The organism is Kocuria palustris (assembly GCF_016907795.1).
GTDB classification, from domain to species: domain Bacteria; phylum Actinomycetota; class Actinomycetes; order Actinomycetales; family Micrococcaceae; genus Kocuria; species Kocuria palustris.
In genome coordinates this window covers 538481-552670 of record NZ_JAFBCR010000001.1, presented here as the reverse complement: position 1 = coordinate 552670, position 14190 = coordinate 538481, and the positions used below count along the sequence as shown (strand labels likewise).

General features: G+C 70.7%; 13 protein-coding genes. 8 read left to right on the top strand and 5 right to left on the bottom strand.

What is annotated here, in order from left to right:
- Window positions 1-9: 9 nt before the first annotated feature.
- Entirely contained in the window at window positions 10-1371 is a 1362-nt protein-coding gene (locus JOE55_RS02355; RefSeq protein ID WP_204781896.1) for a YhgE/Pip domain-containing protein, read from the bottom strand.
- A 122-nt stretch (window positions 1372-1493) separates the two neighbouring features.
- Between JOE55_RS02355 and JOE55_RS02350 the strand changes: the two genes are divergently transcribed.
- From JOE55_RS02350 to JOE55_RS02330, 5 genes are all read left to right on the top strand, one after another.
- Window positions 1494-2135, top strand: a complete 642-nt coding sequence (locus JOE55_RS02350) for a TetR/AcrR family transcriptional regulator (protein WP_204781895.1) — start codon at window positions 1494-1496, stop codon at window positions 2133-2135.
- A gap of 141 nt (window positions 2136-2276) precedes the next feature.
- Window positions 2277-2735 carry an FHA domain-containing protein gene (locus tag JOE55_RS02345; RefSeq protein ID WP_024290264.1) on the top strand — a complete coding sequence of 153 codons (459 nt, stop codon included), beginning with the start codon at window positions 2277-2279 and terminating at the stop codon, window positions 2733-2735.
- Between the two features lie 78 nt (window positions 2736-2813).
- Window positions 2814-3596 carry a transcriptional regulator FtsR gene (gene ftsR, locus JOE55_RS02340; RefSeq protein WP_204781894.1) on the top strand — a complete coding sequence of 261 codons (783 nt, stop codon included), beginning with the start codon at window positions 2814-2816 and terminating at the stop codon, window positions 3594-3596.
- Window positions 3597-3639: 43 nt separating this feature from the next.
- Complete coding sequence (locus tag JOE55_RS02335; RefSeq protein WP_024290266.1) at window positions 3640-4179, top strand: bifunctional nuclease family protein; 540 nt, start codon at window positions 3640-3642, stop codon at window positions 4177-4179.
- 167 nt (window positions 4180-4346) lie between these two features.
- The gene (locus JOE55_RS02330; RefSeq protein WP_036307921.1) at window positions 4347-4913 is read left to right on the top strand and encodes a MerR family transcriptional regulator; all 567 of its coding nucleotides are present in this window, start codon (window positions 4347-4349) and stop codon (window positions 4911-4913) included.
- Window positions 4914-5081: 168 nt separating this feature from the next.
- On the opposite strand, the gene JOE55_RS02325 is transcribed toward JOE55_RS02330, so the two are convergent.
- A complete protein-coding gene (locus tag JOE55_RS02325) occupies window positions 5082-5891 on the bottom strand; it encodes an AAA family ATPase (protein WP_204781893.1) in 810 nt (269 codons plus the stop codon).
- Window positions 5892-6031: 140 nt separating this feature from the next.
- On the opposite strand from JOE55_RS02325, the gene JOE55_RS02320 reads away from it, so the two are divergent.
- Window positions 6032-7486: a mycothione reductase gene (locus JOE55_RS02320; RefSeq protein ID WP_204781892.1), complete on the top strand. Its 1455-nt coding sequence runs from the start codon at window positions 6032-6034 to the stop codon at window positions 7484-7486.
- A gap of 204 nt (window positions 7487-7690) precedes the next feature.
- On the opposite strand, the gene JOE55_RS02315 is transcribed toward JOE55_RS02320, so the two are convergent.
- From JOE55_RS02315 to JOE55_RS02305, 3 genes are read right to left on the bottom strand one after another with little or no spacing between them, the layout of a single operon-like run.
- A complete protein-coding gene (locus tag JOE55_RS02315; RefSeq protein WP_204781891.1) occupies window positions 7691-9049 on the bottom strand; it encodes an MFS transporter in 1359 nt (452 codons plus the stop codon).
- 9 nt (window positions 9050-9058) lie between these two features.
- The gene (locus JOE55_RS02310) at window positions 9059-11116 is read right to left on the bottom strand and encodes an AMP-dependent synthetase/ligase (protein ID WP_420870973.1); all 2058 of its coding nucleotides are present in this window, start codon (window positions 11114-11116) and stop codon (window positions 9059-9061) included.
- 57 nt (window positions 11117-11173) lie between these two features.
- Window positions 11174-11650, bottom strand: coding sequence for a hypothetical protein (locus JOE55_RS02305; RefSeq protein ID WP_204781889.1), 477 nt, complete (start codon window positions 11648-11650; stop codon window positions 11174-11176).
- 196 nt (window positions 11651-11846) lie between these two features.
- Between JOE55_RS02305 and JOE55_RS02300 the strand changes: the two genes are divergently transcribed.
- Together JOE55_RS02300 and JOE55_RS02295 are read left to right on the top strand one after the other, a co-directional pair.
- Window positions 11847-12551, top strand: coding sequence for a lysophospholipid acyltransferase family protein (locus JOE55_RS02300; RefSeq protein ID WP_204781888.1), 705 nt, complete (start codon window positions 11847-11849; stop codon window positions 12549-12551).
- 210 nt (window positions 12552-12761) lie between these two features.
- On the top strand, window positions 12762-14123 hold the full coding sequence (locus tag JOE55_RS02295) for a class II 3-deoxy-7-phosphoheptulonate synthase (RefSeq protein WP_204783175.1): 1362 nt from the start codon (window positions 12762-12764) through the stop codon (window positions 14121-14123).
- Window positions 14124-14190: the final 67 nt, after the last annotated feature.

The window sequence follows — 14190 nt, the reverse complement described above, 5'->3', positions numbered from 1 at the left end:
GCCTGCGGCTCAGACCGCGGCGTGCTTGCCCTTGCCGTGGATGAGCCCGCGGCGACCGGAGATCCGATCCCACAGCGGGCTGACGATCACGGTCAGCACGAGGAACGCGGCGAGAACGCCCAGCAGTCCGAGCACACCGGTGCCGAGACCGGCATCCGCCTTGGCGTCGAAGAAGAAGACGTCGCGGGTGCACAGCCACAGGTAGTGCAGCGGCTCCCACTGGGACAGCCCGTGGAAGAACCCGGGCAGCGCCTCGGGCGGGGAGACGGCCCCGGCCGAGGGCAGGCCCATGAAGACCAGGTAGAACATGGCCACGAGCATCCCGGCGCTGCCCATCACGGTGATCAGCGACAGGGTCGCCGCGCCGAAGGTCACGATGCCCAGCCAGGTCACCAGGAACAGCGTGCCGCCGTTGGGCATGGGGACATCCACCATTGCCCCGGCCAGCATCATCAGCCCCGACGCCCCGGCGGCGCCGATGATCACGATGCCGAGCTTGAGCGCGAAGGTCGCCAGCCGGGACATGCCGGTGGGGGGGTAGAACTTCAGCGAGGGGCCCATCTCCCAGGGGGTCACGCCGTTGAGCCCATCCACGAGGGTGGACACCGCCACGGAGCCGGACAGGCCCACGACCAGCGCCACGATGGCCCAGTAGAAGGGACCCATGCCCAGGGCGGCGCCGTCGGGAAGCTCCTCCCAGACCGTCTGGTTCTCGACGATGGGATCGCTGAGCGTGCCCTCGGCGACCGTGGTGAGGCTCGGGGTCGGGCCGTCGGCCTTCTCGAGCTGCTGGATCTGACTCTGCGCGCTCGGCAGCAGCTGCTCGCCCAGGTTCGAGGACGCCGACGAGACGGCCGGATCCATCACGCCAGTGGCCAGCCGGGAGGTCATGGACCCGGCCTGAGGGGAGGTGACGATGTCGATCACCGGCTGCTGGCCGTCGCCGTCGCCGCCCAGCGAGGCGCTGATCAGCGCGGTCGAGCGCTGGCTGAAGTCCGAGGGCACGACGATCGCGCCGTAGGCATTGCCGCGGTGCAGGGCGTCCTCGGCGTCCTCGCGGGAGAGCAGACGGAAGTCCACCTCGTCGCTGTCATCGCCCTGAGCCACGATCGCGTCGGCGATCTCCTGGCCCATCTGCACGTCGGTCTGCTTGCCGTCGGGCCCGGGCATCTGCGCGCCCTCGTCCTCGTTGACCACGGCGATCGGGAACTCGTGCAGGTTCTGCTGGGGCGAGCCGAGCCCGCCCATGTAGAGCAGGACGCCCAGGAAGCCGATGGCCATGACGGCCAGCGGCGGCAGCACCCAGCGGACGGTCCGCGGCAGCGCTCGCACGATCGGCCGAGTCGTGTCTGGCTTGGGAGAAGGTGTCAATTTGTGCTCCTCGCTTGACGTTTCGGGTATTCTCAATACACTGATGTATTGAATGTCTGGTATCCACGCTACACTCGAGCACTGCACTGACAGGACTCGACGGGAACTCGAAGGGACGTGAGATGCACGACGCAGGGGCGGATGCCGACACGGAGGTCGCCAAGCGATCGCGCACGCAGACTCGACGCCGCCTGATCGAGGCTGCACCCAGGGTATTCGTGGAGCGCGGGATCGGTGGAGCCAGTGTGGCGCAGATCTGCTCGGCGGCGGGCTTCACCCGCGGTGCCTTCTACAGCAACTTCGAGTCCAAGGAGGAGCTGGCCGCAGCCATCTACGTGGACCACGTCGACGGTTTGGTCGAGCTGCTCTCGCACCGCGTGGTCGAGCAGCTCGAATCGGGCATGGCCATCGGCAGGATCCTGCGAGAGGTCTTCGACGCGATCGCAGGGGTCTCCAACGGCTCCGACTGGCACCTGTTCCGGCTCGAGATGCACCTGGCCTCCCGTCGCAGCGAGCAGATGCGCCGGGTCGTCGAGGACCAGTACGAGCGTCTGCTGGGAGCGGCCGAGGAGGCGCTGGGACACGCCCAGGCCCATGGGGTGCGGCTCCAGCTGCCCGTCGACGTCCTGGCCCGTCTCTTCGTGGCCGTGCGCGACGGCGAGGAGATGCGCGTGCAGGCACCCGTCGGCGACAGCCTCCTGCATCCCGTGTGGGATGCGTTCACGATCATCCCCAGTGATGATCAGCGCATGTCTCGGGCATGACTAGACTGTCTGTGATCATCCGCATCTGCGTCATGCGCCGGGGGCTGATGAGCATGCGTCCGGCGGACGGCTCACGGGTCGACCGCCTCTCGTCGGCCTGACGGCCCGCGAGCACGACTTCTACCGAGGAGCACGGAAGCCATGAGCACGCCGTCCGAGAGCACCGCCCCCTCCGCTGGCCCTGAGACCACCACCATCCAGGTCGTCACGGAGGTCCTGTCGCGGGAGGCCAACCGCCGCCTGACCGCCGAGGAGCGCGCCGCCGTCGAGGCCCTGCCTCCCCGCACCGCGATCCTGGTGGAGACGGTGGAGAACGGTGCCCGCGCCTCCCGCTTCCTACTGGACACCGATGAGGTCTCCGCTGGCCGCCACCCCAGCTCGGACGTCTTCCTGGACGACGTCACCGTCTCGCGCAAGCACGCCGGCTTCCTGCGCCGGGAGAACGGCTTCGAGCTCGTCGACCAGGGCTCGCTCAACGGGACCTACGTCAACGGCGACCGCGTGGACTCCGTGCGCCTGAACAGCGGCGACGAGGTGCGCATCGGCAAGTTCACCTTCGTCTACTACAGCTCCGCTCGCACCGCCGGTCAGGGCGCCTGAGCCGCTGGCCGCACCAGGAGCCTGCCGCGCGCGTCGTCCTCGACGCAGTCAGTCGCATCCGTTGAAGGGAGGACGCCCGTGAGCGATCAGCCCGCCGCCGACCGGCCCGTCCGCCGCGTCAGCATCGGCCCGCTGCTGCGTGCGCTCGAGTCGGACTTCCCCGGCATCACCGCCTCCAAGATCCGCTTCCTCGAGGATCAGGGGCTCGTGCACCCCGAGCGCACCGCCTCGGGCTATCGCAAGTACAGCGCCCAGGACCTCGAGCGCCTGCAGGCGGTGCTGCGACTGCAGCGCGAGCACTACATGCCGCTGAAGGTCATCCGCGAGCTCGCCGAGGCCGGGCGGCTGCTGGACTTCCAGGAGCCTGCCGCACCGGTCGCCTCGAAGGACAGTGAGCCTGCCGAGAGCTCGGAGCAGCAGCAGTCGGATGTGCCGTCGTCGGGGCCCATGCTCAGCCGCCGCAGCGAGCACTCCCTGACCATGCGCGAGCTGTGCCGGCGCTCCGGTGCCGGCGTGGCGCTGGTGCGGGAGCTGCTGAACTTCGGGCTGATCCGCGACGGCGAGGGCCACTTCGACAGCCACGACATCGCCGTGGCGGCCGCCGCCCGCGAGCTGCAGGCCTTCGGCGTGGAGCCGCGGCACCTGCGCACCCTCAGGCAGGCCGCCGACCGGGAGACCGGGCTCGTGGAGCAGGCCGTGGCCACCGAGGCGACCCGGCGCACCCAGGAGTCGGCGCGCCGAGCCGCCCAGCGCGCCGAGGAGATCGCCGGGCTGTGCCTGTCAATGCACGCCGCGCTCGTATCCAGCCGCCTCGAGCAGCTGCAGCGGGGGATCGCCCCCGAGGAGCCGTCGCAGGGCTGAGGCGGCACCGCAGCCGGCTGCGAATGATTCGGAAAGGACCGCCATGGCCCAGGAGGACCACCTCATGGAGATCGACGGGGTGCGCATGGACCTGCCCTCCGCACAGCCCGTCGTGGTGCTGCGCGAATCCAGCGGCAGCCGATTCCTGCCGATCTGGGTGGGCAGCTCCGAGGCCACCTCGATCGTGTTCGCCGTGCAGGGCATCGAGCCGCCCCGCCCGCTGACTCACGATCTGCTGCTGTCGGTCGCCGCCTCCTTCGGCCGCAGCCTCGAGCGGGTGCGCGTGCACATGGTCGAGGACACGGTCTTCCACGCCGCGCTGGTCTTCGACGACGGCACCGTGGTGGACTCCCGGGCCTCGGATGCCATCGCGCTGGCGGTGCGCGTCGAGTGCCCGGTGCTGTGCGCGTCGTCGGTGCTGGAGCAGGCCGGGCTGATCATGACGGGCGACGGCGAGCTGCGCGAACCCGGGGAAGCGGCGCCCGGCGACGGCGATTCTGCGGGCCCCGAGGAGGCCGACCGGCAGGTCCGGCGCTTCCGCGACTTCCTGGACACGGTGGATCCCGAGGATTTCCAGGGCTGACGGGTAGACTTTCCGGAAGCGAGTCCGTCGGGCCCGCTTCCGCCTCCGGCACCTGCCGCGGGACGTCATCGGCAGCACAGGAAGGGAGGACGCGCGTGAAGGACACCGACCACGTCGAGCACCTCTCCGCCGGTTTCCCGGACGAGCTCCTCTCCGAGGACCCCCTCCTGCCGATCTTCACGTCTCTGACCGGCGGCACCCAGGGCGTGCTCTTCGACGACGAGCGCCAGGCCCTCGACGACACCGTCGGCTATCGCGGCGCCACCGCCTGCAAGATCGCCGGCATCACCTACCGTCAGCTCGACTACTGGGCGCGCACCGAGCTCGTAGAGCCCACGGTGCGCAGCGCCAAGGGCTCCGGCACGCAGCGCCTCTACAGTTTCCGCGACATCGTCGTGCTCAAGATCGTCAAGCGCCTGCTGGACACCGGCGTCTCGCTGCAGCAGATCCGCTCGGCTGTCCACGCGCTGCAGGAGCGCGGCGTGGAGGATCTGGCCCGCCTGACGCTCATGAGCGACGGCGCCTCGGTCTACGAGTGCACCTCCCAGGAGGAGGTCATCGATCTCGTCCAGGGTGGGCAGGGCGTCTTCGGGATCGCCGTGGGCCGCGTCTGGCGCGAGGTCGAGGGTTCCCTGGCCGGAATGCCCCCGGCCAACGGAGATGCCGAGGCCGGGGAGTTTCCCGGCGACGAGCTCTCCGCCCGGCGTGCGCGCCGCCAGCAGAACGTCAGCTGATCCCGGGCCTCAGCGCCTGATCCGGTCCGTCCGCCGAGCCGACGGCCCGATCTGACTCCGACCGTCCGCATCGGGTAGCCGTTTCTCGACCGCCGATTCTTCGAGCGGTCTCTTCGTCACTTCCGGCTCATGGAGCGCCCCCGGCTCGGCGGCGCGGAACCAGACGGCTCAGTCCAGCAGGCCCCTCAGGATCGAGGTGAAGCGCGCTGCCATGTCCGCGGCATCGGCGCCCGGCCAGCGGTGGATCGGCCAGGCAGCGCCCTGCGCGCGATGCCACACGGGGCGATCGGGGATGACCTGAGAGACCAGCAGGGCGCCGAACAGCTCCTGCAGCTCTGCCACGCGATGCTGATGCTCGGGATCGTCCTCGGCCACCTTGTTGACCAGCACGGAGGCCGAGGGCACGGCGCGCTTGGAGCTGGTCTCGAACTGACCGATCGCCGTCATGGTGCGCTGCGCGCCGGCCACGGAGAACAGCGACGGCTCCGCGACGGTGAGCACCTTGTCCGAGGCAGCCCAGGCCAGCCGGGTCAGGGCGTTGAGGTTCGGCGGGCAGTCCACCAGCACCAGGTCGTAGTCCGTGTCCAGCCCCTCGAGGGCGCGGGAGAGCCGATCCAGGTCCTTGCCGCGGAAGGTCGAGCGGTCCAGGCGCGAGGAGCTCGACGACCCCGGCAGCACGTCCAGGCGGGCCGAGGAGGTCCTGCCGGTGTCCCGGGCGGCCGCGTGCTCGCGCTCGATCCACGCCGAGGGCACGGCGGCGGCACGGGCGCCGGAGCGGGCCACGCGGCCGTTGAGCACCGAGCCCGCATCCGCAGAGCTGCTGGCGACGGCGCCGAGGCCGGTGGTGGCATCAGCGTGCGGATCGAGATCGACCACGAGGGCACGATGGCCGTCGTCCATGGCCGCCGAGGCCAGGCCGAGGGCCACGGAGGACTTGCCGACCCCGCCCTTGAGGCTCGAGATGCTCACGATCTGCACAGTGGGATCCTCCGACGTCGGTGCCTCCGCCTCTGGGGATGCTCCATGTGGGGGAACAGGCGGGCGCCCTCATGGTACCCAGCGAGGGCCGCCGGACCGGCAGGGCGGCAGCGCGCCGCCGCGCCGATACAGTGGGGGCCATGCGACGCTTCGACATCATCATCATCGGCTCGGGCTCGGGCAACACGATCCTCTCGGAGGCCTACGAAGGTCTGGACGTCGCGCTCATCGACGGCGGGATCTTCGGCGGAACCTGCATCAACGTGGGCTGCATCCCCACCAAGATGTACGTCTACCCTGCGGAGATCTCCGAGTCGGCGCGCGAGCTGGACCGGCTGGGCGTCTCTGTCTCGATCCAGGACGTGCGCTGGCGCGAGATCCGGGACCGCATCTTCGGGCGGATCGACGCGATCTCCGTGGGCGGGCTGGCCTACCGGCAGTCGCTGGAGAATGTCACCGTGTTCCAGGAGATGGTCCGCTTCACCGGTCCCAAGACGCTGATGACGGCCTCGGGCGAGCAGCTCACGGCGGATCAGATCGTGATCGCCTCCGGCTCGCACGTCACCACCCCGGGGGTGCCCGGCGAGGACCTTCCGCAGGTGCACACCTCGGACACCGTGATGCGCATCGACGACCTGCCGCAGCGCGTGGTAGTGGTCGGCGGCGGGTTCATCGCCGCGGAGTTCGCGCACATCTTCCACGGACTGGGCTCCTCGGTCGTGCAGCTCAACCGCTCCGGGAGGCTGCTGCGCGCCCATGACGCCGAGATCGTCGAGCGCTTCACCGCCGCGGCCTCCGAGCAGTGGGACCTGGCCCTGCACCAGGGCATCGAGGCCATCGTCGACAACGGCGACGGCACCGTCACCGTCCGCTCGATCGCCAGCGGCGACGGCTCCGCACCGGCGGGCGAGGTGCGCGAGGACGTCGCGGACATCGTCCTGCTGGCCACTGGCCGACGCCCCGCGACCGACCTGCTCGACCCAGCCGCCGGTGGCTTGGGGGTCGACGAGCGCACGCATCTGCTGCAGGTCGACGAATTCCAGCGGGTCCTGTCGCCCACGGGCGAGGTGGTCGAGGGCGTCTGGGCGCTGGGCGATATCTGCAGCCCCTGGCAGCTCAAGCACGTGGCCAACCACGAGGCCCGGGTGGTCGCCCACAACCTCCTGCACCCGGAGTCCCTGCTGCGCAGCGACCACCGCTTCGTGCCGTCTGCGGTGTTCACGCATCCGCAGATCGCCTCCGTGGGCATGACCGAGCACCAGGCGCGGACCTGGGCGGCCGAGAACGGCACCGAGATCGCCGTGAAGACCCAGGAGTTCGGCGACGTGGCCTACGGCTGGGCCATGGAGGACCGCTACGGGCTGTGCAAGCTGATCGCCGACCGGTCCACCGGCCAGCTGCTGGGCGCGCACCTGATCGGGGAGTCCTCGTCGTCGCTGATCCAGCCGCTGATCCAGGCCATGAGCTTCGGGCTCGACGTCTCCTCGATGGCCCGCGGCCAGTACTGGATCCACCCGGCTCTGGCGGAGGTCGTGGAGAACGCGCTGCTCGGGCTGGATGTCGACGTCGACGAGGCAGTGGCGCTCGAGCACTGATCTGCTGGACTGGATGGGCGGTGGCCCCCTCCCTTGACTGCTTCGCTTGACGTCTGCGGAGGGGGCCACCGCCCATCCCTTACGTGTGGCAGTCCGGTTCCCCGCACGTCCCGGTCCCCAGCGGGGCAGGCCGAGTCGACGCCTGCGTGCGCGCTTCGGGGCCTTGTGCGGCATCGAAGCGTCGATTCGGCGGGGTCTGACGGGTCAGGTGCGGGCGTGCTGGCGGAGGTGGCCCGCCGCGAGCACGGCGAGCACCGCCGCCACCGGGATCACCAGGGAGGCCAGACGCAGGCCGAGCGCATCCGACACGACGCCAACGAACGGCGACAGCGACAGGAACGCCCCGCGCATCAGCCAGCTCACGACCGCCAGACCGGTTCCAGGGCGCAGGCCGGGGACCAGATCGGCGGCGTGGTAGGCGGAGGGCACCAGCGTGGCCGAGCCCAGCCCGGCCAGGAAGAACCCGGCCACGGCAGCAGCCGGTGCCGGAGCGGCGACGACCAGGCCCAGGCCGGCCGCGATCCCCACTGCCCCCAGGCGCGCCATGGTCACGTGCCCCAGCCGATCGACCATGCGATCGCCCAGCAGGCGGCCGATGAACTGGGCGCACATCAGCGCCACCAGGCCCAGCCCGGCCATCGTGGCCGAGGCCTCCAGGACCTGGCTCAGGTACAGGGCCGACCAGTTCTGCCCCAGATCCTCGACCATCACGCCGGTGATCGACACGACCGAGATCAGCAGCAGCATCAGCACCGCGCGGCGGGCGGGCCCGGCGCTGCCCGGCGACGCCGTCGCAGCCGAGGCCGCCCCCGATGACGGCTCGTGTGCGGCAGCCGCCACCCCCGGCGCGTCCTGCTCGGACAGCCCGGGCAGGTCCTGGGCCGGCTCGGGGCCGTCCGCCGACGAGGCGTCCTGCTGCGCGGACGACTCGGCGATAGGTCGCACCCGGGCGACCTCCTCCATGGTGAGCACCCGGGTCCCGGCGAAGACCGCCACGGCGGAGAAGAGGATGCCGCTGATCGTCAGATGCAGGGCCAGGGGCACCTGCAGCGCCAGGGCAGCCGTGCCCATCAGCCCGCCGATCACGGAGCCGAGACTCCACAGGGCGTGCATGGAGTTGAGGATCGAGCGGCCCATGGCGCGCTGGACGTCCAGGGCCTGCGCATTCTGAGCGGTGTCGGTGATGGCATCGAGCATGCCTGCGAGCATCAGGGGCACGATGTAGGCCAGCAGCACCAGCAGGCCGCCGCCGATTCCTCCGGAGACGCCGGCGAGCAGGATCATGAGTGCGATGGCCACGGAGCCCATGACCGCAGTGCGCCCCGAGCCCCATCGCCGCATGATGGGAGCCGGTGCCGTGCCTGCCAGCAGCGACCCCAGCGGGAAGGCGATCACCACGAAGCCGTAGACCGAGTTCGACAGCTCGAAGGCGTCCTTGATCTGCGGCAGGCGCGGCAGGAGATTGGCGAAGACCGCTCCATTGACCAGGAACAGCAGGGCCGCGCCCAGACGGGCCCGCCGAAGACGCTCTGGGCTGAGGAAGGATCCGGCGGGCGAGGGCATCGGCCCAGCCTAGCCGCCCTGCGGACCCTCCCCACGGCGCTGACCAGCGCCGTCGTCCTCGACCTCCTGGGAGCCGAGCCGCAGCTCGCGCAGCCGCTCGAGGGAGGCCTCCGACGACTCCCGGACGCGCTCTCGCAGACCGCGCAGCTCCTCGCGCAGCTGGGCGGCGCGCTCGCGCGTCATCTCCTGGCGAGGGGCCGGAGCGGGCCGGGAGTAGATCTCCTCGATCTGCTCGGCGAAGTCCTGCAGGATCACCGCGCGGCGCAGCTTCAGCGAGGGCGTGAGGTGCCCCGAAGCCGGTGTGAAGTCGACGGGCAGGATCTGGAACGCGCTGATTCCCTCGGCCCGGGAGACGCGGCGGTTGGCGAAGTCCACGATCTCCTGCACGTGCTCGATCACCGCGGGATGCTCGGAGGCCTGCGCGGCAGTCATGGACGGGTCCAGGCCGAGCGCGCGCAGGCACTGCGGCAGCAGCTCCGCGTCCAGGGTGATCAGAGCGGCGATGAACCGTCGGCCGTCGCCGATGACCATGCACTGGCTGACGATCGCCGCGGTGCGGATGGGGCCTTCGAGGACATCGGGGATCACGTTCTTGCCGGCGGCCGTCACCAGGATCTCCTTCTTGCGCCCGGTGATCCGCAGCATGCCGCGCTCGTCGAAGACTCCGAGGTCTCCGGTGGCGAACCAGCCGTCGTGCAGCGCCTTCTCGGTGAGGTCGGGGCGGCCGTGGTAGCGGGCGAGCACATGGGGCCCGCGGACCTCGATCTCGCCGTCCTCGCCCAGGCGCATCTCATGCCCGGGCAGGGGCCGCCCGACGGTGCCCAGCGCGGCGGTGCGCGGAGTGTTCGCGGCCACCGGGGCGGTGGTCTCGGTCAGGCCGTAGCCCTCGACCACGAAGATCCCCATGCCGGCCAGGGTGTGGGCGAGCTCCTCGCCCAGGGCCGCGCCGCCGGAGATCGCCCAGTGCACGCGCCCGCCCATGGCATCGCGCAGCGGCGCGTAGACCAGGCGGTCCCAGAGCCGGTGGCGCAGCTTCAGCGCGGGGGAGACGCGGCCGTCCTGACGCTGACGGGAGAAGGCCTCCGCGTCCTCGACGGCGCGCTGGAAGATCCCGGCGCGCAACCTCCCTCCGCCCTCGGCCTTGAGCCGAGCGCTGGTCATGATCTTCTCGAACACCCGGGGCACGGCCAGCAGGAACGTGGGCTGCACGCGCTGCAGGTCGCTCATCAGCGACTTCACATCCGGGGTGTGGCTCAGGGTGACGCCGCCGTGGACCGAGATCACCTGGACCATGCGGGCGAACACGTGGGCCAGCGGCAGGAACAGCACGGTGCGGGAGCCGGGGCGGACGACCTCGGGCAGGAACGGACGCAGGTTCTCGCACAGGAACACGAAGCTGCGGTGCGTGAGCTCGCAGCCCTTGGGCGGGCCGGTGGTGCCGGAGGTGTAGATGATCGTGGCGGTGTCGTCGAGCCCGCGGCTGGTGCGTCGCCGCTCGAGCTCGTCGTCCTCGACGGCGGCTCCCAGACCGATCAGCCGCGAGAGGTCCTCGCCGGTGCCGTCCAGGCGCCAGATCCGCTCGGCGGCGCTCAGCTTCGAGCCCAGCTCGGGAGCGTCGTCGAAGCCGTGGAGGCTGCCCGCCGCCAGATCGTCCGCGGCCTGTCGGACAGCGGCCTCGAGCCGCTCGTCCTCCACGAAGACCGCGCGGGCCTGCGAATCGCCCAGATTCCACGCGATCTGATCCGGCGACGAGGAGTCGTAGACCGGGACCGGCACCGCACCGGCCCACCAGATCGCGAAGTCGACCAGTGTCCACTCGTAGCGGGTGCGCGAGAGGATGCCGACGCGATCGCCGGGCTCGATCCCCGCCGCCACCAGTCCCTTGGCCACGGCCCGGACCTCGTCGCGGAAGGCGCTCGCGGTCACCTCGACGGATCCGTGCGCGTGGAGGCGCTCGTAGAGCACCGGGTCCTGCGGGGAGTCCGCGCGCTGGACGAGCAGGTCCGTGATCCGCTGGGCCTGCAGCTCGGCGACGACGGCGGGCTCGGCTTCGATGGTCAAGGTCATCCTCCTGGGCTCGTGCGCGTTCGTGATCTCGTCGATGGGGGAGTCAAGTGCCGCGGATCAGACCTGGGCGCCGTCGTCGTAGTCGCTGCGATCCTCGGGCAGAGCCTGGAACAGCGAGACCAGGCTACCGAGGATCAGCGCCAGACCGGGGACCCACAGCCACCAGGGGAGGCCGCCGAGCAGGAACCCCAGGACCAGCAGCGCTGCGGCGACGCCGAGCAGCACGGCCCAGGCCATGATCGTGCCCGGGCGCATGCCTGCCGTCACCGGCCCGGGGTCCTGCGGCTGCCAGTCGTCGTCGAGGAGCTCCGGCTCGTCCGTCTCCGGAGCCAGCTCGAAGTCGCGGGGTCCGCGGGCCCGGTCCTCGAGCTCGATCGGAGCCTCGTGGCTGCGGACCTCCTCAACGGGCGCGCCGTGGGCCGGGGCTGCCTCGGCAGCCGCGCTGTCGGCGGGGGCGTCGTCTTCCTGGAGCCGGCGGACGAGGTCGTCCCAGGCGCGGGCGTCGCTGTCCGGATCTCGCTCGGGCGGGGTCATGGCGTCATCCTCTCACTGTCTGCGCGCCCGATCCCCATCGGGTGCGCGCCGACCGCTCGCACGGCTGTCCTTCATGCGACAATCACTGCGCGGCGGGGCTCACCGCCGCTGCAGGGGTCCGTCAAGCACCGCGCACGGGCCGTTCCAGATCCAGCCACGATGCCCGCGAACCGGGCCACGAGGAGTGCAATACGCCATGGTCTACATGTTCCTGAAGGACTGGATCGTGACCCCGCTGGTCAACGCCGCCTTCCGGCCGGAGGTCGAAGGCGCCCACCACGTCCCGGACCAGGGGGCGGCGATCCTGGCGAGCAACCACCTCTCCGCCGCAGATCACATCTTCATGCCGATCGCGGTGCAGCGGCAGATCTTCTTCCTGGCGAAGTCCGACTACTTCACGGGCCGCACGTTCAAGGGCCGGGCGATCGCCGCGTTCTTCCGCGCGATCAACCAGATCCCCATGGACCGCTCCGGCGGGCGCAAGTCCGCGGCCTCCCTGTCGGCCGGCGGTCGCAAGCTGGCCGAGGGCGAGCTGCTCGGCATCTACCCGGAGGGCACGCGCTCCCACGACGGCCGCCTGTACCGCGCCAAGATCGGTGTGGCCCGCCTGGTCATGGAGTCCGGCGCACCGGTCATCCCGATCGCCATGATCAACACGGACGTCGTCCAGCCCCTGGGCACGCCCTTCCCCGCTCCATGGCGGCAGAAGGGCAAGCGCGTGAAGACGATCTTCGGCGAGCCGCTGGACTTCTCCGAGTACAAGGGCCGCACCGGCGACCGCGTGGCCGCCCGGGAGATCTCCGACCGCATCATTCAGGCGATCCAGGAGCTGTCCCACCAGGAGTACGTGGACGTCTACGCCGCCGACGCCCGCCGCGACGTCGAGCGCGGGGCCTCCTGAGCAGGGGACCCCGATCACAGGGAATCTCCCGCCCTGCGATAGCGTTGCCTGCGGTGGCCGCAGTCGGTGCGGTGCCCTGCAGCCACGCTGCTGGCGCCTGTCCGGCTGTCCTTGCCGCACCCGCGCAAGCCCGGGCCGCCGCCGACCTGATCTAGACGAGGGACGATCACCGTGACCCAGCCGCTGTCCGCCGACCAGCCCACCCCCTTCCTGCCCGGCCCCAAGCCGAGCACGAAGGACTATCAGGGCCTGGACGACTGGCGCAGCCTCAGCGCCGACCAGCAGCCGGACTGGGCTCAGCACCCCGAGTTCGAGCGCGTCATGGGAGAGCTGAACACCGTGCCTCCCCTGGTCTTCGCCGGCGAGGTCGACACCCTCAAGCGCCGCCTGGCCGAGGTGGCCGAGGGCCGAGCCTTCCTGCTGCAGGGCGGCGACTGCGCCGAGACCTTCGAGGGCGCCACCGCCGACCGCATCTCCGCGCGGGTGAAGACGCTGCTGCAGATGGCCGCCGTGCTCACCTACGGCGCCTCCATGCCCGTCGTGAAGATGGGGCGCATGGCCGGTCAGTTCTCCAAGCCGCGCTCCTCGAACGACGAGACCCGCGGCGACGTCACGCTTCCGAGCTTCCGCGGCGAGATGGTCAACGGATTCGACTTCACCGCCGAGTCCCGCGCCCACAACCCCGAGCGGATGCTTCGCGGCTACCACACCTCCGCGTCCACGCTGAACCTGATCCGGGCCTTCACCGGCGGCGGCTTCGCCGATCTGCGCCACGTCCACTCGTGGAACATGGGCTTCGCCTCCAACCCGGCCCACGCCCGCTACGAGAAGCTCGCCAAGGAGATCGACCGCGCCGTGAAGTTCATGGCGGCCTGCGGCGCCGACTTCGACGCCCTGTCCACGACAGAGCTGTTCACCGGCCACGAGGCGCTGGTGCTCGACTACGAGCGCGCCCTGACCCGCATCGACTCCCGCACCCACCGGCCCTACGGCACGTCGGGGCACTTCCTGTGGATCGGGGAGCGCACCCGCGGGATCGACGACGCCCACGTGGACCTGCTCTCGCGCCTGGAGAACCCCATCGGCGTGAAGCTCGGGCCCAAGACCACCGGCGAGGACGCGCTGCGCCTGATCGACAAGCTCGACCCGAACCGCGAGCCCGGCCGCCTGACGTTCATCACCCGCATGGGCGCCAAGAGCATCCGCGAGGCGCTGCCCCCGGTCGTGCAGGCGGTCCAGGACTCCGGGGCCAAGGTCGTGTGGGTCACCGACCCCATGCACGGCAACACGGTCTCCACGCCGTCGGGGTTCAAGACCCGCAACTTCGACGACGTCATTGACGAGATCAACGGCTTCTTCGAGGTGCACCGCGCCATCGGCTCGCACCCCGGCGGAATCCACGTGGAGATGACCGGCGACGACGTCGCCGAGTGCCTGGGCGGGGCGGATGCGATCGAGGAGGCGCACTTCGCCGATCGCTACGAGTCGCTGTGCGATCCGCGCCTGAACCACATGCAGTCCCTCGAGGTCGCGTTCCTGGTCTCCAGCTACCTCTCCGGAGAGCAGAGCTGATCCGCTGATCCGCTGACGACGAAGGGCCCGGCTCCTGCAGGAGCCGGGCCCTTCGTCCGTGCGCTGA